At 73.3% G+C, this 22,818-nt stretch carries 18 protein-coding genes; 5 read left to right on the top strand and 13 right to left on the bottom strand.

Translation table 11 applies throughout. The features are described from left to right. Window positions 1-136: 136 nt before the first annotated feature. On the bottom strand, window positions 137-1,954 hold the full coding sequence (locus OG272_RS14885; RefSeq protein ID WP_405893601.1) for a carboxyl transferase domain-containing protein: 1,818 nt from the start codon (window positions 1,952-1,954) through the stop codon (window positions 137-139). After that, entirely contained in the window at window positions 1,947-3,410 is a 1,464-nt protein-coding gene (locus OG272_RS14880; protein WP_328507291.1) for an acyl-CoA synthetase, read from the bottom strand. Before OG272_RS14880 ends, OG272_RS14885 begins: the two co-directional genes overlap by 8 nt. 230 nt (window positions 3,411-3,640) lie before the next feature. Here OG272_RS14880 and OG272_RS14875 point away from each other — a divergent pair, with 230 nt between their 5' ends. Next, window positions 3,641-4,891, top strand: coding sequence for an RNA-guided endonuclease InsQ/TnpB family protein (locus OG272_RS14875; protein WP_405893600.1), 1,251 nt, complete (start codon window positions 3,641-3,643; stop codon window positions 4,889-4,891). A gap of 55 nt (window positions 4,892-4,946) precedes the next feature. Continuing rightward, complete coding sequence (locus OG272_RS14870) at window positions 4,947-5,120, top strand: hypothetical protein (protein WP_405893598.1); 174 nt, start codon at window positions 4,947-4,949, stop codon at window positions 5,118-5,120. Between the two features lie 106 nt (window positions 5,121-5,226). Here OG272_RS14870 and OG272_RS14865 read toward each other — a convergent pair whose 3' ends face one another. Further along, window positions 5,227-6,306: a MerR family transcriptional regulator gene (locus tag OG272_RS14865; RefSeq protein WP_405893596.1), complete on the bottom strand. Its 1,080-nt coding sequence runs from the start codon at window positions 6,304-6,306 to the stop codon at window positions 5,227-5,229. Between the two features lie 375 nt (window positions 6,307-6,681). On the opposite strand from OG272_RS14865, the gene OG272_RS14860 reads away from it, so the two are divergent. The 3 genes from OG272_RS14860 to OG272_RS14850 all read left to right on the top strand — a co-directional run bounded on the left by OG272_RS14860 (window position 6,682) and on the right by OG272_RS14850 (window position 11,140). After that, complete coding sequence (locus OG272_RS14860; RefSeq protein ID WP_328508202.1) at window positions 6,682-7,518, top strand: DUF3152 domain-containing protein; 837 nt, start codon at window positions 6,682-6,684, stop codon at window positions 7,516-7,518. A 123-nt stretch (window positions 7,519-7,641) separates the two neighbouring features. After that, entirely contained in the window at window positions 7,642-8,529 is an 888-nt protein-coding gene (locus OG272_RS14855) for a hypothetical protein (protein ID WP_328222960.1), read from the top strand. A gap of 118 nt (window positions 8,530-8,647) precedes the next feature. Continuing rightward, window positions 8,648-11,140 (top strand): LuxR C-terminal-related transcriptional regulator, encoded by a 2,493-nt coding sequence (locus OG272_RS14850; RefSeq protein WP_405893595.1) that lies wholly within the window; start codon window positions 8,648-8,650, stop codon window positions 11,138-11,140. Here OG272_RS14850 and OG272_RS14845 read toward each other — a convergent pair. From OG272_RS14845 to OG272_RS14800, 10 genes are all read right to left on the bottom strand, one after another. Next, complete coding sequence (locus tag OG272_RS14845) at window positions 11,101-11,619, bottom strand: ATP-binding protein (RefSeq protein WP_405893594.1); 519 nt, start codon at window positions 11,617-11,619, stop codon at window positions 11,101-11,103. The genes OG272_RS14850 and OG272_RS14845 overlap by 40 nt on opposite strands. Beyond that, window positions 11,616-12,530 carry an MEDS domain-containing protein gene (locus OG272_RS14840; protein ID WP_327729887.1) on the bottom strand — a complete coding sequence of 305 codons (915 nt, stop codon included), beginning with the start codon at window positions 12,528-12,530 and terminating at the stop codon, window positions 11,616-11,618. Before OG272_RS14840 ends, OG272_RS14845 begins: the two co-directional genes overlap by 4 nt. 183 nt (window positions 12,531-12,713) lie before the next feature. Further along, window positions 12,714-13,322 carry a hypothetical protein gene (locus OG272_RS14835; RefSeq protein ID WP_405893592.1) on the bottom strand — a complete coding sequence of 203 codons (609 nt, stop codon included), beginning with the start codon at window positions 13,320-13,322 and terminating at the stop codon, window positions 12,714-12,716. Then, complete coding sequence (locus OG272_RS14830) at window positions 13,282-14,121, bottom strand: FkbM family methyltransferase (RefSeq protein WP_327729888.1); 840 nt, start codon at window positions 14,119-14,121, stop codon at window positions 13,282-13,284. Before OG272_RS14830 ends, OG272_RS14835 begins: the two co-directional genes overlap by 41 nt. Continuing rightward, a complete protein-coding gene (locus OG272_RS14825) occupies window positions 14,118-14,384 on the bottom strand; it encodes a Trm112 family protein (protein WP_405893591.1) in 267 nt (88 codons plus the stop codon). Before OG272_RS14825 ends, OG272_RS14830 begins: the two co-directional genes overlap by 4 nt. After that, entirely contained in the window at window positions 14,381-15,298 is a 918-nt protein-coding gene (locus OG272_RS14820; RefSeq protein ID WP_326585845.1) for a hypothetical protein, read from the bottom strand. Before OG272_RS14820 ends, OG272_RS14825 begins: the two co-directional genes overlap by 4 nt. Before the next feature lie 15 nt (window positions 15,299-15,313). After that, complete coding sequence (locus OG272_RS14815) at window positions 15,314-16,084, bottom strand: class I SAM-dependent methyltransferase (protein WP_328222954.1); 771 nt, start codon at window positions 16,082-16,084, stop codon at window positions 15,314-15,316. After that, entirely contained in the window at window positions 16,084-17,541 is a 1,458-nt protein-coding gene (locus OG272_RS14810; protein WP_405893589.1) for a condensation protein, read from the bottom strand. The genes OG272_RS14815 and OG272_RS14810 overlap by 1 nt, the downstream gene beginning before the upstream one ends. Further along, window positions 17,538-22,004 (bottom strand): alpha-(1->3)-arabinofuranosyltransferase family protein, encoded by a 4,467-nt coding sequence (locus OG272_RS14805; protein WP_405893588.1) that lies wholly within the window; start codon window positions 22,002-22,004, stop codon window positions 17,538-17,540. Before OG272_RS14805 ends, OG272_RS14810 begins: the two co-directional genes overlap by 4 nt. Continuing rightward, entirely contained in the window at window positions 22,001-22,729 is a 729-nt protein-coding gene (locus OG272_RS14800; protein WP_327729893.1) for a class I SAM-dependent methyltransferase, read from the bottom strand. Before OG272_RS14800 ends, OG272_RS14805 begins: the two co-directional genes overlap by 4 nt. Window positions 22,730-22,818: the final 89 nt, after the last annotated feature.

Here is a 22,818-nt window from a genome sequence, read left to right as displayed (position 1 = left end):
GGGGCGGGGTGCCTGTCGGGGTGGGCCGGGTGGGGGTGCGGCCGGACGGGTGGTCCGGTGCGCGGAAGTCGGGCGGGAGGGGGAGAAAGGCGAGGTGGGAGCGGGTGGGAGGAGGTAGGGAGGGCCGGGACGGTCGTCACTCAGGTGGGCGTGCGTCCGGGCGTGTCGTCTTGTCGGGGCGGGTCGTCGCGGGTTCGACGATCCCCCGTACGACTCCCAGCTCCACCAGATCCTGTGGTCGTAGCCGGAGTTCGTCCGCCGTCGTCCGGGTCTGCTCCTGAGGGCGTTTGAGGATCGCGGTGGCCGGCTCCGGGGCGATCACCGAGAAGTAGCTGTCCGGCGTGGCCCAGGTGTGGTCGGGGGCGGCGAGTGCCAGGGCTCCGCCGGAGCCGCCCTCGCCGATGAGGAGGGTGGTGAGGGGGGTGAGGGCGGTGGCGACGGTGGTGAAGAGGGCGGCGATGGCGGGGCCCGCGCCCTGACGTTCCGCTTCGGCGTCGTTCGCGGCTCCGGGGGTGTCGATCAGGGTCAGTACGGGGATGCCGAGGCGGTCGGCGAGGCGGATCAGGCGGGTGGCGGTGCGGTAGCCCGCCGGGCGGGTGGGGGTGCCGCACTGGGCCGCGTAGGCGATGGTCCGGCCCTCGCGTTCGCCGAAGCCGCACAGCACGCCGGGGTCGGTGCCGCCGACGCGGTCCCCTCGCAGGGGGGCTCGGCGGCTGAAGTAGGCGTCCAAGTAGGCCTCGGCGCGGGGGCGTTGGGGGGAGCGGGCGCGTTGTACGGCTTCCCAGCCGGTGGTGGGGAGGAGGGGCGCCGTAGGGGGTGGGGGTGGGGGGAGCGGTTCGTCGGCGGCTGAGGGTGCGTGGTGGCTGGTCGCGCCCCGCGGCGGAGTCGCGGATGGGTACAGCCCCGCGCCCCTCGAGGGCCGGCGGCCCTCGTCAGGGGCGAGGTGAGGTGGGAGGGCGTGGGGCGGGGGTGCGGGGGCCGTGGAGGGGGTGGTCAGGAGGGCCAGCCAGAGGGCCAGGGTGTCGCGCAGGTCGTCCGGGTGGACCACCGCGTCCACGGAGCCCGCCGCCACCTGGGACTCCGCCGTGTACGCCGCCGGGTCCGCGTCCGGAGGGCGGACCCGGGAGCCGGCGAAGCCGACCTGGGCGTCGGGGAGGGCGAGGATGATGTCGGCGCCGGCGCCGAGGGCGGCCCAGCCGCCGCCTGTCGTGGGATCGCGGAGCACCGCGATCTGGGGCAGCCCGGCCTCGCTCGTCAGCGCCGACTGGCGGGCCACGCGCTGGAGTTGGGTGAGCGCGCGCATGCCCTCCTGCATCCGGCTGCCGCCGGTCGCGATCAGGGAGACGACCGGCAGGCGGTGCTCACGGGCGTAGGTGTACGCCGCCTCCAGACGGTCGCCGGCGCGTTCGCCGAGCGATCCGCCGAGGAAGCCGAACTCGAAGGAGACCAGTACGGCCGGTGTGCCGGCGGGGGTGGTCCCGGGCGGTGTGTCCGCCGGGCCGTTCGCGCCTGCCTCGCCGTGCTGCGGTGACCCGGCTGCCGTGGCCGCTGTCGTGGCGGCGGCACCCGTGGCCGCAGTCGTGGCGCCGGCACCCGTACCCGCTGTCGTGGTGCCGGCACCCGTGGCCGCTGTCGTGGTGCCGACCGCTGTGCCCGCTGTCGTCGTGCCGGCCGCCGTGTCGATGTCGGTCGCAGCGCCGGTCGCGGCGCCTGTCGTCGTGCCGGTCGGGGCGGCCCCGGTCTCCTTCGGTGTCCTGTCGCGGATCACCGCCCTGCCCCACACCACCGACTCCTCCTCCCCGGTGCGCTCGGCGGCGCGGGCGCGGGAGGTGTCGTAGCCGTGCCAGGCGAGGGGGCCGTCGGGAGCGTAGTCCCGGTGGGGGGTGGGGAGTTCGGTGAAGTCGTCCGTCAGGAAGGCGATGGCCTCGCGGGCGGAGCGGCGCCGGTCACTCATCCGTCTTCAGCGCTCGCTTCATGATCTTGCCCATGTCGTTGCGGGGGAGGGAGGAGAGGTAGTGGACGGCGCGGGGGCGTTTGTGGGGGGAGAGACGGGTGGCGACGTGGGTGGCCAACTCCGAGGCCGGGGGCGGGGACTGAGGGTCCGTCGGGACGATCCAGGCGACCACGCGTTCACCGAGGTCGGGGTCCGGTGCGCCGGTGACGGCCGCTTCCCGTACCCCCGGGTGCTCCAGGAGCGCGTTCTCGATCTCGCCCGCGCCGATCTTGTAGCCGCCGCTCTTGATCAGGTCGGTGGCCTTGCGGCCGACGATGCGTACATAGCCGTCGGGGTCGCGGACAGCCATGTCGCCGGTGCGGAACCAGCCGTCGGGGGTGAACGCGGCGGCGGTGGCGTCGGGGCGGTTGAGGTACTCGGTGAAGAGGTTCGGGCCGCGTACCTGGATCTCGCCGACCGACTCGCCGTCGTACGCGGCGAGGGGGGTGCCGTCGTCCTCGACCAGCCTCAACTCCACCCCCGGCAGCGGGACTCCGACCGTGCCGGCCCGCGGTTCGCCGTCGGCGCGGACGCTGGTGTTCATGAGGGTCTCCGTCATGCCGTACCGCTCGATCACCCGGCGGCCGGTCGCCGCCGCGATCCGTTCGTGGTCGTGCACCGGCAGCGCGGCCGAACCGGAGACGAGGAGGCGGGCCCGGCCGAGTGCCTTCGCGAGGTCCGGGTCGGTGGGCAGGGCCTCCGCGAGGCGGTGGTACATCGTCGGGACGCCGAACAGCATCGTCGCGCCGGCCGACAGCTCCCGGGCGACCGCGGCCGTCTCGAACCTGCCGAGGTGGCGGACCGAGCCGCCGCGGCGCAGTGGGCCGAGGATGCCCAGGATCAGGCCGTGCACGTGGAAGAGGGGGAGGGCGTGGACCAGTACGTCGTCGGCGGTCCACTGCCAGGCGTCGGCCAGCGCGTCCAGGGTGGTCGCGACGGCCCGGCGGGGGATGACGGCGCCCTTGGGCGGGCCGGTGGTGCCGGAGGTGTAGACGACGAGGGCGGCGTCCTCCTCGGCGGCCTTCCGCTCGTCGGGGGCGGGTCCGCTTCCGGTGTCGTGCACATCGACATCGACGCGCTCCAACTCCCTCACCGAAGCGGGTAGTTCATCGTCGGGGGCGGCGAGCACGAGTGACGGCGCACTGTCGGAGAGGATGTGCCCGAGTTCCTTCTCCCCGGACTTCGGGTTCAGGGGGACGGCGGGTACGCCCGCCCGCAGTGCCGCCACCACGGCGACGGCGGTCTCCAGCGTGGGGGTCGCCCAGACGGCGACCCGGCCGCCCCCCTTGACGCGGTCCGCCAGCGCGCCGGTCACGGCCGTGAGTTCCGCGTACGTCAGGGACCGGTCGCCGAACCGGAGGGCGGGCCGGTCGGGGGCCTGGGCGTCGCCGGTGAGATCCGGGAAGAGAGGGGACACGTGTCGTACTCCTTGGTTGTCGCCGTCCGATGTACCGCTGCTGACCATGGGCTACCGGACATCATTCGCAGTGCTCCGGCCTTCAGACCAGAGGTGCAGCGAATCCTGTGGCCGTGACGCGGAGCGTCGCGGTGTCGTTCCGGCGGAGCCGGACCCTGCCTCGTGACGGTGACGGACCGTTCACACGTTCCCGGTGACGACGTGGGTTCGACATGCCTAGTGTGATCGCCATGCAGCTCCGGTACGCCTTCAGGCTCTACCCGGATGCCGGTCAGCGCACCGCGCTGGCCAGGGCGTTCGGGTGCGCCCGCGTCGTGTTCAACGACGCGGTGCGTGCCCGCGAGGACGCCCGTAAGGCTGGACAGCCGTTCCCGACGGCCGGTCAGCTGTCCCGGAAGCTGATCACCGAGGCGAAGCGGACAGGGGAGCGGTCCTGGCTGGGCGAGGTCTCCGCCGTCGTCCTCCAGCAGTCCCTGAGGGATGCCGAGGCCGCGTACCGCAACTTCTTCACCTCCCTCAAGGGCGCCCGGAAGGGACCGAAACTGGGCGCGCCCCGGTTCAAGTCCCGCAAGGACGCCCGGCAGTCGGTCCGGTTCACCGCCAACGCCCGCTGGAGGATCACCGACAGCGGCCGTCTGAACCTGCCGAAGATCGGCGCGGTGAAGGTGACATGGTCCCGCACCCTGCCCACCACCCCCACCTCCGTCACCGTCATCAAGGACGCGGCCGGCAGATATTTCGCCTCCTTCGTCATCGACACCGACCCCGCCGCCGACCAAGCCCGGATGCCCGCAACCGACCGCACCATCGGCATCGATCTCGGCCTGACCCTCCCCCAGACTCCGTCCGGGGGGACCCCCATCGCGGTCCTCTCCGACGGCACGAAGATCGACTCCCCGCGCTTTCTGCGGCGCGCGGAGAAGAAACTGAAGAAGACTCAACGCGAGCTGTCCCGCAAACAGAAAGGATCGAAGAACCGGGCCAAGGCCCGCCTCAAGGTCGCCCGCGCACATGCCGAGGTCACCGACGCCCGCCGTGAGTTCCACCACCAGCTCTCCACGAAGCTGATCTCCGAGAACCAAGGGATCGCCGTGGAGGACCTGTCGGTGAAAGGACTGGCCCGCACCAGGCTGGCCAAGTCCGTCCACGACGCCGGATGGTCCTCGTTCATCGGCAGGCTGAAGTACAAGGCGCAACGGTACGGCCGGACCCTGGTCACGATCGGCCGGTTCACACCGACCTCTCAGACCTGCTCCACCTGCGGCACCGTGGACGGGCCCAAACCCCTGAACGTGCGGGAATGGACGTGTGCCGCCTGCGGCACGGTCCATGACCGGGACATCAATGCCGCGATCAATATCAAGACGGCCGCCGGACTGGCGGTATCGGCCTGCGGAGCGCCGGTAAGACCAGGACTAGTCCCGGCACAGCGCGAAGAAACAGGAAGCCACGGATTCCCGACCGGAAACCGTGCCGCGTAGCGGCACGGCAACCAGTCAAGGAAGGCCAGAATCCCCGCCCTTCAGGGCGAGGAGCATGTCAACCGAATCCCGGTACGACCACCAGCACCAGCCAGACCACCGCGGGTACCACCGCCACCACGATCCCCCCGAGCGGCCCCGGCAGGCGGCCACCGCGACGCGCCTCCACGTCCGCATGGTCGCCAAGGTCCGCCTGCTGAACCGGGACCTGGGGGACCCGCCTTCCTGAAGGGGCCGAGAGAGGGCCGCGGGGCCGCTGTCGGTGCTGGTCGGTCCAGCCCGCAGGAGTCGGAACCCCCAGAGGCTCAGGCCTTCAGGATCTCAGGGCTCAGGGCTCAGCGCTCCCCGTGCTCCGCCGCCTCCTTCCGCACCACGTCCGCCACCACACAGCTCACGTTGTCCGGGCCGCCCGCCTCGTTCGCCTCGGTGACGAGGGCGCGTACGGCCGACTCGGGGTCGGCGATCGAGGCCAGGGTGTGCTGGATGGCCGGGGCGGGGACGACCGAGGAGAGGCCGTCGGAGCAGAGCAGGTAGCGGTCGCCGGGGTGGGCGTCGTGCAGGCGCAGGTCGGGGGTGGAGATGGCCGTGTCGCTGCTCAACGCCCGCAGAAGCAGGGCGGGTTGGGGGTGGGTCGTCGCCTCCTCGGGGGTCAGGCGGCCCTCGTCGATCATCGACTGGACGACGGTGTGGTCGTGGGTGATCCGGAACAGTTCGCCGCCGCGCAGCAGATACGCGCGGGAGTCGCCGATGTGGACGAGGGCGAGCTGGGAGCCGGTCCAGAGCATCGCGGTCAGGGTCGTGCCGTCCTCCCCGGTTCCCGCGACGTCCCGTACGGCGGCGGTCGCGCCCCGTACGGCGTCCTCCAGCAGGTTCAGCACGCTGCCCGCCGGGAGCGTGTCGCGGTCCAGGGTCTTCAGTGCCTCCACGGCGGCCGTGCTCGCGGGGGCCCCGGCCGGGCCGAAGCCGTCGGCGACGGCGAGGACGCGGGTGCCGGCGTAGGCGGTGTCCTGGTTGGCGGCGCGGACCAAGCCGGTGTCGGAGAGGGCGGCGTAACGGAGTTCCAGCATCGTTGTGTTCTCCTCGCATGTGTGGGTGAGGTGGTCCACGAGGAAGGCCGCCAGGTCGCGTCGGGTGGCCGTCTCGGCCTCGACCCCGGCCCAGTAGGCCCGGATCTCCCGGGCCGCCGGGCCCGGCTCCAGCGCGCACACCGTACGGATCCGGGCCAGCGGCATGCCGAGCCGGCGCAGCCAGGCCACCAGCCGCGCCCGCTCCAGCTGTTCGACGGCGTAGTAGCGGTATCCGGTGTCCGGGTCGACCCGGGCGGGCCGGAGCAGATCCAGCTCGTCGTAGAGCCGCAGTGCCTTCGGTGACAGCCGGCACGCCTTCGCGAAGGCCCCGATCGTCAGCATCTTCATGGCTCTCCCTGACTCCCCGTCGGTCCTGGCCGCTCCTGGCTGTTCCTGGCCGTTCCTCGTTCCGCGATCGATGCTGGGGCTTCACCGAAGGGGAAGGTCAAGCGGTGGTGCGGAGCCATGCCGATCACCCGTTATCGTTTCGTGATCGACTCGACCAGATCCGATCACATACCGATCACACTCTGAAGGAACATGACCGCCCACAACGCAACACCTCCACGCACCCGCACCAGCAGCACCCGCACGCGCACCCGCCGCCGTCGAAGCGGCTCGGCGCACACCGCAGCGCAGGGATCGGCCAAGAGCGCGGGCAAGAACTCGGGCAAGAAGTCAGGGCGGCGGAGGAAGGGCCCCGCACGATGGGGGAAGGGGCCTCTGTGGGGCGGGCTCGGGGTCGTCGCGGCCCTCGGTGTCGCCGGATTCGCGGCGGTGTGCTGGACGACCGGCGGCACGGAGGAGTTAGCCGGCGGGGCGGGGTCCGGCGCGTCCGCCGAGCCCTCGCCCGAGCGGTCCCGGCGTTCGTCCAGCCCCAGCCCCGGTCAGAGTCCCGGTGCCGGCACCGGTGCTTCCCGTAGCCCCTCCTCCTCGCCCAGTTCGTCTCCGGGTGAGTCGGGGTCGTCGTCCCCCAGCGGTTCGCCGGTCACCATCCCCAGGACCGGGCCGGGCACGTTCACCACGGCCTCCGGCGGCAGCGGCAAGGTGGGCAAGGGCGCGCCCCTGCGCTATCGGGTCGACGTCGAGAAGGGCCTGTCACTGTCCACCGCCGACGTCGCCGAGGAGGTGGAGGGCATCCTCGCCGACCCGCGCGGCTGGACCGCGGACGGCGACTCGGCCTTCCAGCGGGTCTCCGGCGGCCGCACCGACTTCGTCGTCAAGGTCGCGACCCCCGGCACCGTCGACGACATCTGCGGCGCGGGCGGGCTGAACACCGGCGGCGAGTACAACTGCAACGTCGGCGACAACGTCATGGTCAACCTCGAACGCTGGGAACAGGCCACCCCCGTCTACGCCAAGGACGTCAAGGCCTACCGCGCCCTGATCATCAACCACGAGGTCGGCCACTTCCTCGGCCACGGCCACGTCGGCTGCCCCGGCGAGGGCGAGCCCGCCCCGGCGATGATGCAGCAGATCAAGGGCATGAACGGCTGTGTCCCCAACGTCTGGCCGTACGACAGCGAGGGCCGCCCCGTCACGGGACCGTCCGTGCCGTGAGCGGGAGCACCCCGCGGAATCCCACTTCTCCCCCCGGCCTCCGAGGTTGTTAGCCTGCGCCCGAGACCGGCCCTCCGGGCACCTCCCGGGGGGCCGCCGCAGACGTACGAGAATGGAGCCTCCGTGGCCCGCACAGCCGCCCCCCGGATAGCCGTCGCCACCTACGATCCCGGGCCCAGGACGAACCACGACCGGGATCTGCCGGTGCTGGTGCGGGCGCTGGGGGAGGCCGGGGCCGACGCGGCGGCCGTGCACTGGGACGACCCGGCGGCCGACTGGGCCGGTTACGACCTCGTCGTCATCCGCTCCACCTGGGACTACAGCTGGCGCGCGGCCGAGTTCGTGGCCTGGGCGCGGAAGGTCGGCGAGGCCACCCGGCTCGCCAACCCGGCCGGGGTCGTGCGCTGGAACACCGACAAGCGGTACATCGGGGATCTCGCCCGGGCCGGGGTGCCCGTGGTCCCGACGGCCTATCTCGCGCCGGGCGACCCCGTGAAGCTCCCCGAGGCGCACGAGTACGTCGTGAAGCCCACCTCCGGCGCGGGCGCCCGGTTCGCCGCCCGGTACACCCCCGACCAGCGGGAGACCGCCGTACGGCACGTCGAGCGGATGCACGCCGACGGGCTCACCGCGATGGTGCAGCCGTTCGTGACGAGCATCGACACCGACGGCGAGCGCGCCCTGCAGTTCTTCGGCGGCCGCCTGCTGCACGCCAGCCGCAAGGGTGCGGTGCTCGCGCCCGGCACGGCGTACGACGCCGACAAGATCGCCCACCCGGACCTGGAGCCCTGGACCCCGACCGAGGCCGAACTCGCCGTCGCCGAGCGGGCGTTGACTGCCGTACCCGAGCGGCCCGAGCTGCTGTACGCGCGCGTCGACCTCGTCACCGGGGAGGACGGGCGGCCGTGCGTGATGGAGCTGGAGCTCGTCGAGCCCAACCTCTTCCTGTGGCTGCACCCGGATTCGCTGCCCCGCGTGGTCGAGGCGGTCCTGGCGGCGGCCACCGGCTGACTCCGCAAGGCCGCCCTCACCCGAAGAGGCGGGAAATCCACGAAGCGCGCGTCCCGCCCGTGCCCGCTGCCTACCCTTCGCGGTTACAACAGCGCGTACGGGAACCACAACTGAGGGCGTGACCAGCATCGTGGGCGGATCGGAGCCGCGGCGCACTTCCGGTTTCCCGGCGGAGCTGACGAGCTTCGTGGGGCGACGGGACGAGGCGGCCGATGTCAGACGGTTGTTGTCGGCGGGCAGACTGCTGACGCTGACGGGACCCGGCGGGGTGGGCAAGACCCGGCTCGCCGGACATGTGGCGGGACAGGTCGCACGGGCGTTCCCGGACGGCGTGTGGCTCGTACCGCTGGCCGCGCTGCGCGACGAGGCGTTCGTCCCGCACGCCGTCAACGACGCGCTGGGCGTGCGCAACGAGACCGTACGGCCCCCGCTGGAGATCCTCGTCGACCACCTGCGCGAGCGGAGCTTACTGATCGTGCTCGACAACTGCGAGCATCTGCTGCGTAGTTGCGCCGTCCTCGCCGGGACCGTACTGGCGGCCACCGAGGGCGTACGGATCCTCGCCACCAGCAGGCACCGGCTCGGTCTGGCCGGGGAACAGCTCTTCGAGGTGCCGCCGCTGCCCGCGCCCGCGCCGGAGGAGCTGACCCCGTCGGCGGTCGAGTCCTTCCCCGCGCTGCGGCTGTTCGCCGACCGGGCGGCGGCCGTGGTCCCCGGCTTCACCGTCGGCGAGGCGAACCAGCAGGCCGTGGCCCGCCTCTGCCGCCGCCTCGACGGACTGCCGCTCGCCATCGAGCTGGCGGCGGTCCGGGTGCGCGCCCTCGGTGTGGACCAGCTCGTCGAACGCCTCGACGACCGCTATCAGCTCCTCACCTGCGGCAGCCCGACCTCCGCCCCCCGCCACCGCACCCTGCGCTCCGCCGTCGACTGGAGCTACGAACTGTGCACCCCGCAGGAGCAGTTGGTGTGGGCCTGGCTGTCGGTCTTCGTCGGCGGCTTCGACCTGGCCGCGGCCGAGGCGGTCTGCGCCGCCGAAGCCGCCCGCGCCGAGGGAGAAGCCGACCCGTGCACCGTCCTGGACGCCGTCGCCGGGCTCGTGGACAAGTCGGTGCTCGTCCGGGAGGAACACGCCGGCCAGGTGCGCTACCGGCTGCTGGTCTCCCTGCGCGACTACGGGCTGGAGAAGCTGCACGACCTGGGTGAGGCGACCGACACCCGGCGGCGGCACCGCGACCACTTCGCGCGGCTCGGCGCCGAGTACGAGCAGGCCTGGTTCGGCCCCGACCAGGCGGAGATCACCGAACGGCTGCGGATCGACCAGGACAACTTCCGGGCCGCCCTGGACTTCTGCCTCACCACCCCCGGCGAGGCCCAGCACGGGCTGCGGCTCGCCGCCGGCCTCTGGTTCCACTGGGTCGCGGGCGGTATCTGGGGCGAGGGCCGGCACTGGATGGACGGCGCCCTGCGGGCCGGGGCCCGGCCGGACGAGACGCTGACCCGCGCGATGTGGGCGGGCGCCCTGACCTCGCTGGTCCACAGCCGCTCCGCCGCCGTCCTGGCCGGCCTCGACCCGGCACGGACCGCTGCCGCCGCCGACGAGGAGCTCCCGGTGCCCGCGCCCCCGCCCGTGCCGGCCGGCGCTCTCGGCTCCGGCCGGGCCCGGGCCTGCACCGCCTTCGTCGTCCTCACCCGCGTCGAACTCGCCTGCACGCTCGTCAGCCGGGGGCGCGCGGCGGAGGCGATCCCGCTGTGCGCCGAGGCCGTCGCGCTCTGCGAGGCCCACGGCGAACAGTGGGCCCGCTCCTGGGCGCTGCGCACCCTCGCCCTCGCGCACTGGTCGGCCGGGGAGTACGACCGTGCCGCCGAGCACGCCCGCGCCTGTCTGCGGCTGCCGTACACCGTGCGGCAGCACCAGAGCCTCGCCCGCACCCTCGACCTGCTCGCCGCCGCCGAGGCCCTGGCGGCCGACGCCGAGCGGGCCGGCGTCCTGCGCGGCGCCGTCGACCGCATCTGGCACGACATCGGCGGCAACCCCATGGACGCCCTCCGGCCCGGCCGCCCCCGCGCCGCCGAACACCACGCCCGCCGCGCCCTCGGCGACCACGCCTACGTCCTGGCTCACCGCCGAGGCGGCCGGATGACTCCGGAGCAGGCGGTGGCCTACGCCCTGGGCGAGCCGGTGGAGGGTTCGGCTTCCGGCGCGCGTACGGGCGGGCGGAGGGAGGGCTCGGGTGCCACGCCGAGGACGGAGGGCCGACGGGACGGCTCGGCCTCCGGTGCCCGTACCGCTGAGGCGCCCGCCGTACGCCGGAATCCCCCCTCCGGCACACAGGAAGGCTCCGTCCCGGCCGGGAGCCCGGCCCGCGCGCCGAGTCCGGCGGCGCACCCCGCCCCCGCCCCCGTTGCCGCCTCCGATCCGGTCCCGCTCACCCGGCGTGAACTCCAGGTCGCGGCCCTCGTCGCCCAGGGCCGCACCAACAAGCAGATCGCCGACCACCTCGTCATCGCCCGTCGCACCGCCGAGGGCCATGTCGAACGCATCCTCGTGAAGCTGGGCTTCCACAACCGTAGTCAGGTGGCGGCCTGGTTCAGCGCGCGGGCGGGGCTGTAGCCGGGGGGCGGACACCCCGAGGCCGGCAGAGGGACGGACAGCGTGACCGTGGTGCCCCGGGTGACGCTGTGGACGCCGGTCCGGCCGGGGGTGCCGAGGCCGGCGATCAGCGACTCGGCGAGACGTATCCCGTGCCCCTCGGACGACCCCGCCCTGGGTTCGGACGACCCCGCCCTGGGTTCGGACGACCCCGCCCTGGGATCGGACCACCCGGCCGCGGAGGTGGGCCGCCCCGCCGCAGTCGGCCCGACGGCCGTCACCTCGCAGCGCAACTCGCCCTCCATCAGCCGTAGTTCGATGGCTCCCGACCCATCCCCACGGGGCAGGGCGTTCGTGTAGATCTCCAACGCGGCCTGGACGACGTCGCGTTTGACGGCGGTGGCGAGCCGGGCCCGCAGCGCGGCCTCCTCGACCAGCGCGCGCACCAGGGGGAGTTCGGGCCCGTCGAACTCCATCCGCAGCACCAGGCCCTCGCTCACCCGGCGTCCTCCCCGTCCTCGTCTCCCTCCACGCTGACCACCAGCTGGGGCACCTCGCCGGCGCCCAGCTGCCCCAGCACCAGCCCCAGCAGTTCGCCGCAGCGCACGGTGACCTCGCTGCCGGCCGGGAGCGACGCGGCGAGGCTGATCAGCTGCCAGGCGCAGTGGGCCTCCATGAAGCACAGGTCACGGAGGTCGAGGACGAAGTGGCTGGGCCCGGAGTCGTCACGGTGTTCCAGCGCCTCGCGCAGGGCCTCGACGAACTCGGTCCGCGTGCTCAGCTCGGCGGTGCCGGCCAGCCGCCCGCCGTCCGGGGTCCCGGTGGCCTCCAGGGAGTCGAGACGTTCCATGACCCGCAGCGGGTGGACCTTGCCGACGGCGGCCGTCAGGTCGTCGTCGAACCGTCGGCGGTCGTACCAGCAGATCGCGGTGAACAGGGGGTCCGCGAACAGCGGTGCCACGGACGCCTCGTAGTCGAGCAGCCGGTCGTGGCCGAGGTGCGTGCGGGGAGCCCAGCTCATGTCGGCGGTGACCCGCAGCCCCGCCCAGCCCTCGTCACGGGCGCGGTCGACCTCGGAGGCGTACGTGTCGATCGTGCGCTGCTCCTGGAAGCGGCCGTCGGGCACGTAGATCTCGGTGTTCCGCTTCAGCGACAGCTGACCGTCGGCCCGCGCCGCCACGACCTGTCCGCTGCCCCGGTCCAGCAGCGCGACCACCTCGTCGTCGCTCAGGTCGTCCGGGTCCATGACCAGCAGGACCTTCTCCCCGCGCGCCAGGCTCGTCCGGGTGAACGCCGTGAACACCTTCCACGGCGACTCCCCCTCCACGCCCTCCGGCCCCATGCACGCGTGATCCCCCAGCCGCAGCCGCTCGACCGGCACGGCTCGCTCCGCGGGGTGCTGGGTCGTCATGGGACTGCCTTCCCGTGAGGATCAAAACTCTGCACGGACAGTAGGCCCAGCGGCGCCCCCAACGGCCGGATGACCGCCAATCTTCCGCTTAAGCCGCTCTTGCGAGCGATGGAGGAAAAGGCTGATCGAAAGCGTGCGTGACCTGACGGGGTACGACCAGGTGGTTCTCCGGGGCGCGGGGCGCTAAGGGGCGACTCTCTGCAACAGCCCCCACGTGAACTCCGCGACGCACTCCCGCCGCACCCCTTGCCCGTCGGGCGCGACGAACCGCAGCCCCCACCGCGTGGGCGCCGTCCCCTCCAGCGGCCGAGCCGGTTCGAAGGCCCGCGCCACCTCGTCCACCGTGCAGGACCACGGCGTCAGGTCCTCGAGAGCGCGCGGCTCAGGACCCGCGGCCCCCGGCGCCCGCACGAGCCACTCGTTCCACACGGCCCCGTTCGGCGCGAGCAGCACCTCGAACCGGAGGTCGGCCCACAACGGGACCGGCCACAGCCACGCCTCGCAGTCCAGGTCGCCGATCCTCCGCGCCGTGACCGATTCCGGCGCCCCCAGGACCGACCGGTACCGGGACGCCGACCCCCGTCCCCGGGGCGACCGCACCATCGCCTGCCACCGCCGGTTCGCCTCGCGCATCTGAGCGATCGAGACGCCCAGCTCACGGCGGGCGTCCTCGACGAGCTCCGGGTTGTGGTCGGCCATACGGCGCAGCAGCACGAGCTGGAAGTCGAGCGGGGTGAACGGACCGGAGGGCCTATCGGGACCGGGGCGCTTCGCGGAGGACATGGGGTCCATCGTGACGTACGGCGCCGGAGGCGGGGGCTCGCCCACCCGGGCGGCGCCCGTCCGGCAGGAACAGCACCGAGTTGACGTACCGGGGCCCGGCGAACGGCAGGACGCGGCGGAGCAGCCCCTTGGACGCCATGTACGCCGTACGCGCCTGGTGGGCCTCCAGGGCGGCCGGGTCGAGCGGGAGCCAGGTACCGGCGGGGAGGACCCAGCCGGCGTAGCCGAGGCCGGCGAGGAGCTCGACGACCGGGGTGATCGGCTGGATACGGGACTCCAGTTCGACGAAGAGGGCCGGGCGGTCGCGGACGAGGAGGCCGGACGCGCCGCGCAGGACGGCCAGTTCGTTGCCGTCGACGTCGATCTTGACGAATCCGACGTCCGTGAGGCCGAGGCCGTCGAGGGTGACGCAGCGGACGTCGAGCGCGCGGGCGTGGATGTCCCGGCGGACCAGGGACGACACCCCCCGTTCGCCGTCGTCGCCGGGCGGCAGCCAGAGGCGGGCCGTGCCCGGGTGGTCCGACGCGGCGGCCTGGACGACGCGGACGTTGGCGGGGGCCGCCGAGGTGAGCAGCCGCGCCAGCCGGGGCACCGGCTCGACGGTCACCACCCGCCCGGCCCGCCTCGCCAGCCGGCGCGTCCAGGGGCCGTACCAGCCGCCGACGTCCACCGCCGTACCGCACTGCGGCGGGCACAGCTCGTCGAGCCGGGCGAGCTCCGGTTCGAAGCGCGGGTAGACGAGCCGGGCGGTCGCGGCGATCAGCCGGTCCGGGAGGAGCGGCGCGAGCCGGGCGGCGAGCGTGGTCATGAACCCATCCCCCTCAGGAGTGCGGAAAGCCTCTCGTGTTCGTCCTCCGTCACCTGCTCGCCCGACGACGGCAGCAGCTGCGGAATGCCGTCGACGATCGGGTAACGGCGGTGCAGCCGGGGGTTGTAGAGCGACTCCGACGCCGGGGCGGCGGGGGCGGCGGTCGTGTCGGGCCGCTGTTCCTCCTCGTGGACCACCAGGTGCAGCGGCCCCTTGTCCAGCGGGCACGCCAGGATCTGGAGCAACGGGTCGTCGGGGTTCATGGAGGGGTCAACTCCTTGGCCGGTGAGGCAGGTTGGGGCGCGGGCGGCGCTGGACTGTCGTGCTTGGGCATGCTCAGCAGTACGGCGACCGCCAGCACCGTGCCCGACAGGCGCAGCGTCAGCCGCAGGGGATCGTCGGGCAGCGACTCGCCGAACGACAGCGTGCCGAGCACCGCCGTGAACAGACAGGTCACCGTCGTACAGACCGGCACGATCAGCGAGGCCCGGCAGCGCTGCAGCGCGGCCTGTGACATCACCAGACCGAACGCGCCGGTGAAGAGCAGGAGATACGGGTACGGGGAGCGCAGCAGGCCGACGACCGCGTCGCCGAGACCGCCGGTGGTCAGATAGCTCGACACGCCCTTGATCGCGAGCGAGCTGACGCCGTACAGCAGGCCCACGGCCACGCCGTACTCGACGCCCGTGGTCGGCAGCCGGTGCCGGTGCCGGGCGCGCCGCTCGGCGGACCGGTACAGCCCCACCCCCGCCGCCAGCGCGGGCAGGCAGATCGTCAGGACCAGCGCGTACGGCGCCCCGCGGCTGACCGTGTCGGTGCCCTCGTCCAGCGACAGCACCACCATCAGCAGCGCGGCGAGGATGGCCCCGAGGGCGTACCGCTCCCGGCCCGTGGTCTCCTCGCCGAGCAGCCGGGCCGAGAGCAGGACCAGCAGGACCAGTCCCGAGACGAAGATGCCCTGGGCGGCGGCGATCGGCAGCGTGCGGTACACGGCCAGCTGTGCGGCGAACCCGGCGGCCAGCGACAGCGATCCCGCGATCCACAGCGGGCTGCCGACGACCTGCCGCAGCAGCTTCACCGGCTCCCGGACCGTCACCTGCGGCATCGCGGTGAGGGCCCGTTTCTCCAGGACGAATCCGGTGCTGTACAGCGCGTTCGCCAACAGGGCCGCGGCCACTCCCCACCACATCGGCTACGTCCTCCGTGCGTGCAGCAGCAGGATCGACGCGGCCGACGGGGCCGCGCAGGCCAGCCGGTCCAGCGGACGCAGCGGGCGCGGTACGCCGTGGAAGGGCGCCCCGCGCAGCCGTACGACCTCGAAGCCGGACGCGGCCACGAACTCCCGCAGCGCGCGGGCGGTGTAGAGCCGGAGATGGCCGACGACCTCCGTCCCGGGGCGGCCGTGGATGCCGCGCAGGCTCACCTCCGAGAACACCGGCTGGACGCCCGCGAGCAGCAGGGCGCGGTTGTACCAGGCGGCGAGATTGGGTGTCGACAGCATCAGATGACCGCCGGGGCGCAGGACGCGGCGGATCTCGTCGAGAGCCGCGTCCGGGTCGACCAGGTGCTCGATGACCTCGCTGAACAGGACGGCGTCGGCCGACTCCGACCTGAACGGCAGCCCGCCGTCGGCCAGTTCGCCGCGGATCGCGTACGGGACGCGGGTGCGGGCGCGTCGGAGGGCGTCCTGGGACCAGTCGACGCCGATGAGGCGGTGGCCGGCGAGGAGGGGGGCGGCGGTGGCCGCCGCCGTGCCGTCGCCGCAGCCGATGTCGAGGATGGTGCGGGGGCCGCCGGTGGCCGCCGGGCCCAGGGCGGCCGCCAGCATGCGGGCCTGGGCGAGGCTGCGGGGGGTGCCGGAGGCGACGGGGACGGACGGGTCCTCGTAGAAGTCCCGAAGTCCCCTGCGCGGAGCCTGGGCCGGGGACGGGGCGGGTGAGGTGGTCGGCAGTGCTCGTGGCATTACTCGGTGTCCTCTTCCGTCGCGTGCAGATAGTGCTCGAAGAGGTCGCGGAGGTGGGCGCCGTCGCCGTGGCCGAGCAGGGCACGGGACCAGCGCAGGGCCAGGTGGAGGCGGCCCGCCGTGGAAGCGGTCGTGACGGTGAGGCCGCGGGGCATACGGGCGGGGGCCGAGAACCACACGGCGTGGGCGCGGCCGGCTCCCTCGCCGAAGTCCAGCGCGTACGGGATGCGGCCGATGTTGCTGAGCAGGGTGGTCGAGGTCCAGGGGGCGGCGGCTCTGCGCAGGCCCCGGGTGAGGGCCGCGCGCCAGGAGACGGGGACCACCGGCGCCGTCAACAGGGATGCCCCGTGGCCCAGTTGGGGGCGCTGGAGGGACTTCAGGGCGCGGGTGCGGTCCGCCGTGCGGTGGAGGAGGGTGGGCAGGGGGGTGTGGGACGGGTTCAACTCGGCCGGAGAGAAGGGGACTTCGACCAGGCGGGTGCCGTTGCCTATCGGCATCTCCGAGTCCCTCGGACGGTCGTCCACGGGCATGGTGATGCGGAGGGGGCGGGGGTGGGCGCCGTGTTCCCGGTTCCAGTGGGCGAGCATCAGGGCCGTGGCGACCATGAGCTGGTCGTTCACGGTGTACGGCGCGGACTTCGGGCGGCGGGGGACGGGGAGGTCGGTGACGAGCAGGCCGTTGCCGGGGGAGGGCTCGGGGGTGCCGGGGGCCACTCGGGCGGGGCGGGCCCAGTTGGAGGGGGGTTCCGTCTCGGGTGGTGTCGGTTCGTCCGGGGTGGGGGCGGTGCGGACGGGTGGGGCCGTGGGGGCGTTGTCCTCGCCGCCGTACAGCTGCGCCGCGGTGGCCAGGATGCGGAGGCAGGCGGGGCCGTCGAGGGCGGTGTGGTTGATGGTGAGGAAGAGGACGGTGCCGGTGGGAGGGGCAGCCGTCGTAGCTTCGGGCGCGGAGGCACCTCGTACCACGGAGCCGCGGAGCATCTCCCCGGTCGACCTCGCCCCCGGGCGCCCGACCGCATGGCCCACGTCGTCGCACGCCTCGCTTCCCACCGCCGGTCCCGCTCCCTCCACCACCTCCAGGCGGATCGGTGGCGACAGCGTCAGCGGAGGGGCCTCCATCAGGGCCCTCGTCCGCGCGTCCCGCAGCGCGTGCGGGCCCGCCGGCAGGAAGGCCACCACCTCGACCTCGGGCTCCTCCGTCAGCTCCCACTCGTAGCGGCGGCGGTACCACCGCCCCGGCGCCTCCCGCATGAGGATGCGGGGGTGGGTGCGGAGGGCGGCGGTGAAGGCGGTGCGGAGGCGGTCGGGGTCGAGGCGGCCGGGGAGGTGGACCTCGATGTGGACGGTCTCCGGTTCCTCCTCCTGGAGGCAGTGCCGGGACACCTCGTCGACCACCGGGAAGGGGATGCGGACGGGCCCGTGGGCGGCCTCGTCCCGTGCGGGGTGGTCCAGCGCCGTCATACCGGGTCCCCCTTACCCGTCCCGCCGTTTCCCGTGCCGCCGTTTCCCGTCCCGCCGTTCCCCGGACGGCCGTCATCCTCCGGCGGTGTCGCCCTGAACTTCGGCTTGGTGAACGGAATCCGCCGGGTCGGGGTGTCCGGTTCCCCCTGCGCGGAGCCCGGCCCGCGCGCCGAGATGGTCGGACTCGCCACGGACCCGCCACCTCCTGCGGACCCTCCTGACCCGCCCGGCCCACCGTTCAGCGGCTTGTCCGTCCGCCTGCGCCGCGGCAGCGGCTCCGTCGGCGCCTGCGCCCCCGGCGGCACCTCGAACCGCCGCGTCGAGCCGGGCCGCCCGGGCGTGGACCGCGCGTCCACGCCCACACTCACCAGCGCCGCGAACAGACCGATCAGCGCCAGGAGTTGGGCCACATGCCCGAACGCGCCCTCGTCCGCGGCCACCGGCTCACCCGCTCCGAACGCGGCGGCGATGCCCGCGCCGGCCAGGGCGAGGAAGGCGATCGGTACCAGCAGGGTGTGCCGTTTCCAGGCGAGGAGGGCCAGGAGCGGGACGAGAAGGGCGAAGAAGCCGGCGATGACCACGCCCACGAGGGTGAGGGCGACCGTGCCGAGCCAGAGCCCGGGGCCCGGCGGGGTGGGCTGCGGCTCGTCGGGGTTGGGCTCCTGGCGACGCCGGAGAGCCAGCCCGATCAGGGCCACGAGGCCCACACCGGCGCCGATCAGCCCGGCCTCGTACGTGACGGACGGTTCGTACGACAGGTTGACCGTGCCGCCCGCGCCGCCCGGGATGCGCCAGCCCTGCTGCCAGCCGTCGAGCCGCACGGGGGTGAGCTCGCGGCCGTTCAGGGTGGCCTTCCAGCCGTCGTTGTAGTTCTCGTACGTCGTCAGGTAGGAGGCCGCGCCGTCGCCGACGGTGACCGCGCGTCGGTCGCCGAGCCAGTCCCGTATGCCCAAGTCCCGTCCAGTGGCGGCCGGTTCGGCGACCGGGCCCCGGGTGAGGGTGACGGTGGAGACGGCCAGGGCGCCCGAGTCGTCGGACTCGACGGTGTGCCGGTCGGCCGCGCCGAGCTCCACCTTCGCGTCGGAGCGGTCGTTCTGGCAGAGCGTCAGATCGATCGACCGGCGCTCCACCAGGTCCCGTACCGTCCCCCGCGCGCTCGTGTCGTACAGCGTCCCGTCGACCTCGACCACCGGGCCCTTGCCGCACGGGAGCTCGAAGTCCCGGGTCGGGGCGGGCTGGGGGGTGCGGTACTGGTCGAGAGCCGGGATGTACGCCTCCGTGAGGCCGACCGGGAGTTGCAGGTCGTCGTCGGCGACGGGGTTGTGCACGGTCAGGGGCGCCGTCTCGGTGACGGTGACGTCGAGCTGGTCGGTGTTGATCGGGTCGAAGCGGACCCAGCCGTTCTCGTCGACACCGGCGATGACCGCGCCGTCCGGGGAGCTGATCTCGACCTGCGTCGGACGGGTCGAGAGGCCGCCCGCCGGGGCCAGGACGAGCGAGCCGACCGGCCACCTGTCCTTCCAGCTGAGATGGATCGTCGGGTCGTCGCCCGCGATCCACGCCGTGGTCAGGTCGCCGTCGGTGAGGTTGCGCGGCGAGAGCCCGGCCCCGAGGGAGGCCGTGGATTCGGCGGTCGCCGTGATCCTGGTCTGCTGCTCGGGAGCCACCTCGTACAGCAGCCTGTCCAGCTCCTCGCCCGGCACGGGGACGGCCGTCGCCTTCACCTCGTACGTGCCCGCCGTGGTGGTGGCGAAGGTGCGGTGCAGCCCGGGTTCCGTGCCCGTGGGGGAGAGGCCGGTCGGGTCGGCGGCCCGCTGGAGCGAGACCACCTCGGCGGAGGCGTCGGACTCCTTCGCGTCGGTCGGCAGCCGCAGCATCCGGGTGACCTTGACCCCGGGGATGTCGATCTCGGAGAAGCCCGCGCCGACCAGACCGGTGTGCCGCTCCGCCGAGTCGAGGATCGTGATCTTCAGCCAACTCGTCTCACCGGGACGGGCGTTGACCGTCTGGGTGGAGCCGTCGGCCTGCAGGTTCGTGGAGCGTGAGCCGCGCTCGGTCTCCACCTTGACCCGCGTCGGCGCGGACCGCACCCCGTCCTGCGGCAACGGCGTGACCTCGAACGTCTCCGGTAGGTCCTGACTGCCGTCGAAGTCGATCCGCAGCCACTCCCCGTCCGCCGACCCGGCCGCGCCCTCCGCCCAGGCGGTGTCCCGGTCGCCGTCGAAGGCGTTCACCGGGTCGTACTGCGGCAGATGGAACAGCCAGTTGCCGCTGGTCGACGCGGTCACCGACGTGGCGCCGCGCAGCTCGGCCACCGTCTGATGGTCGAGGCCCGACACCGGCAGGATCTGCTTCGGCTGCTCACCGGGGTTCTGCACGCTCCCGCTCGGGTTCCGCTCGTTCGCCGTATACGTGTACGACGTGTTGGCGTTGACCAGGCCGAACCGGGTGTCCGCGCGGCGCAGCCCGTCGCCGACCACCTGCACGGCCGGGGTGCCGAGGCCGGGGTGGTTGTCGCCGGTCAGCACGGTGGCACGGTCGCGCAGCTCCGGGTCGGCGGCCAGCGGCAGCAGCGACTCGGGACCGCCGGAGACGACGGCCGTGTCCGCGATGGCCTTCAGCCCGGCCTGCCCGGGGCGCGGCACGTCCTCGGCCGGACGGTAGATCTCCACCGCCCGCTGCCGCGCGTACAGCCCCTCGACCTGGAGCGGGGTGCCCTCGGCGATCCGCCCGCCGGTCATCACCGGCCCGAGTCCCGTCACCCGTTCGTACCCGGACTGCTCCAGGGTCCGCTTCACGGTCGTCGTCGGCACCGAGCCGATCTGGTCGGGGTCCAGGTCGTTGCGTACGACGACGTAGTACAGCCCGGCCCGGCTCAGGTAGTCCGACAGCCCCGGTACCTGACCGCCCGTCAGCAGCGCCTGCTCGACGGCGTCCATCGCGCGCCGGTTGCCGGCGGTGCCGAAGGGCACGTAGTCGCGTTGCGCCCAGCGGGACTCGGCGAGCACGTCGAGGGGCTGGTCGACGGTGGTGCCCCAGGTGTGGATGCCGTGCGCGGTGGCCGGCACGACCAGTGCCCGTGAATCGGGGGAGTACTTCTCCAGCCAGTCCGCCGTCGCCTGCCAGTACTTGGGCAGCTCCTGGTACGAACCCGGTTGCAGGACCGACCCGTTGAGGTACGGCCACAGCAGCCCGGGAACGACGAGCACGGCGGCGATCAGCGGCGCGAACCGCCGGCCCCGCACCCGGCGGGCCCCGTGCGCCTGCGCGGCCACCCCCACCAGATGCGCCAGCCCCAGGACGAGCGCGAGAGCCAGTCCGGTCTGGAACTTGTAGATGTTGCGGAAGGGCGCGAGCCCTCCGTTCAGCCAGTCCTGGACCACCCCGTGGAAGGGTGCCCCGAACACCCCGCCGTACCCGGCGAGCGTGATCAGCGCGACGACCAGCACGGTCAGCACCAGCCACCGCCGCTCGGGCATGTCCCGCCGCGCGAGCCCGGCCAGCCCCAGCCCCGCCGCACACGCCGACGACAGGATCACGAGCACGGAGGCGGCGACGGACCAGCCGGCCGGCAGCCAGGCCTCACCGAAGTTCAGATATGCCACCCAGTTCCCGGCGCCCCGCAGTGCCTCGGTGGCGGACATCGTGGCCGTCGTGGTCTGCGAACTCTCCACGTAGGGAAGGAAGTTCTCCCCGTGGAAGCCGAGCAGCAGCAGCGGGATCACCCACCACGCGGTCGCCAGGATCACCCCGGGCACCCACCAGGCGATCAGCCGGCGCTGCCGGGGCCCCGGCGTCCGGGTGAGCAGATACAGCCCGACGGGCAGCAACGAGGCCAGAGTCGCGGCCGCGTTGACCCCGCCCATGAACGGAATGACGAGCGCCGACCGCAGGGCCGCCACCCGCGCGCTGTACCGCTCGTTCGTGAGCGGCAGCAGCACCCACGGCAGGAAGGCCCCCGGCAGCGCGGCGGCCGAGGTCGACCCGACGACGGTGGTGAACACGGGCCACAACGCATAGGCGGAGGCGGCCAACAGCCGCGACGCGGAGCTCCCGACCCCCAACCGCTCAGCCAGTCGCAGCGCACCCCAGAAGGCCACCGACACGATCAGCGACAGCCACAGCCGCTCCGCGAGCCACACCGGCAGCCCGACCAGATCGGTCAGCCCGTAGTACGGCAGCATCGGCCACAGATAGCCGACGTACTGGTCCTGGATGCCGCCGAACCCGCCCCGGTCGTGCCACAGCTGACCGAGATCGGAGACGAACTGCCAGGGATCGGTGGTGACCCCGAGCTTGGTGTCGAAGGTCTGCCGCCCCGGTTGCGCGGCGACCAGCAGAACGAACACCACGGCCCAGAACCCCAGCAGCCAGCGCCGCGACCGAGGGCCCTCGGGAGGTCCCTCGGTCGTGCCCGCCGGCCGTACCGGCGCGGGAGGTGGAGCCTGGACCGTGCTCGTCATGGTGGACACCGCCGGAGAATGAGGAGGAGGTTCCAGGTGGCGAACTCACGGAGCCCCGGCGCCTTCACGACGGTCTCCGCGAGAAACGGCCAGTAGCGGGAGCGCGCCGACACGACCGTCACGTCGTCCCGGCCGCGCACCTGCCGCAGAGTGCGTCCGATGTGCACGGCGAAGAGGTTCTCGCCGAGCGTGTGCTTGGCGTCCTTCCCGGTACGGCGCCGATAGCGGGCCCGCGCCCGCTCCGCCCCCAGGTAGTGCCAGGGCGCCCACTCGTGCCCGCCCCACGGGGACAGCCAGTTCGTGAACGACACATAGATCAGCCCGCCGGGCCGCGTCACCCGTACGAGCTCACTGATGAACGTCGGCGGATCGGCGACGTGCTCCAACACGTTGGAGGTGAAGGTGACGTCGGCGACCCCGTCGGCCAGGGGGAGGAGGTACCCGTCGGCGACGACGGCCCCGTCCGGCGGCTTCGCCCCCAACTCCCGCAGATCCGGCTCGAAGAGATACGCCTGCGCACCCCGCCGCCGGAACTCCTCGGTGAAGTACCCGCTCCCGCCGCCGACGTCGACGACGGTCAGCCCGTCGACGGGCCCGCCGCCGTACGCCTCGACCTGATCGACGGCATCGCGGGCCAGCAGCGCGTAGCAGTACTCGGGATCGTCCTGCTCCCGCATGAAGGCCCGGAAGAGGGTGAGGGACCGCCGAAAAGAGGGATCCTTCATGGCCGCCGGTCCCCCCAAGGGGCGCGGGGCCGTGACATGAGCGGCTCCGCCGCGATGGGGGAGCGACCAGCCACCACGATCCCGCAGTC

It is taken from the genome of Streptomyces sp. NBC_00104, assembly GCF_045160825.1.
GTDB lineage: Bacteria > Actinomycetota > Actinomycetes > Streptomycetales > Streptomycetaceae > Streptomyces.
Note: the sequence above shows the minus strand (reverse complement) of the source record. Positions and strands in the feature narration are given on the sequence as shown.